Raw genomic sequence first — 416 nt, 5'->3', positions numbered from 1 at the left:
CTTTCAAAGAGATAATCAGCCCCGGCCTTCGCATCAAGAGGCAATTCTAAAAGATATCATATTGACATGAGGCGCCATCGCGCCTCCGCCCAGGGCACCTTGTACTCTATCTTCCGGATGCGATCGTCTCTTTCATCTGCCACATAGACATTGCCGGATGAGTCCACAGCTACGTCGGAGGGGTACCTGAACTGTGCCGTGTTGCCGGCGCCATCCTTATTGCCTGGCGTGTCACTGCCGGCCAAGGTGGTTACCACCCCCGCCAGCGTGATTTTCCGGATGCGGTTGTTGTTACTATCTGCCACATAGACATTGCCGGATGAGTCCACAGCCACGCCGGGGGGGGATCTAAGCCCTGTGCCAAAGGTGCTTACCACCCAGGCTTTGCTGGTGCTGTCGGATTCCGTACTGGTGTT

Annotated in this window: 1 pseudogene; it reads right to left on the bottom strand. The window is 56.0% G+C overall.

The features are described from left to right. Positions 1 to 56: 56 nt before the first annotated feature. Positions 57 to 416, bottom strand: a pseudogene (locus S1OALGB6SA_RS02420) (hypothetical protein); the annotation flags it as partial.

The organism is Olavius algarvensis spirochete endosymbiont (assembly GCA_900608495.1).
Taxonomy (GTDB): Bacteria; Spirochaetota; Spirochaetia; order DSM-2461; family DSM-2461; genus UBA2779.
Note: the sequence above shows the minus strand (reverse complement) of the source record. Positions and strands in the feature narration are given on the sequence as shown.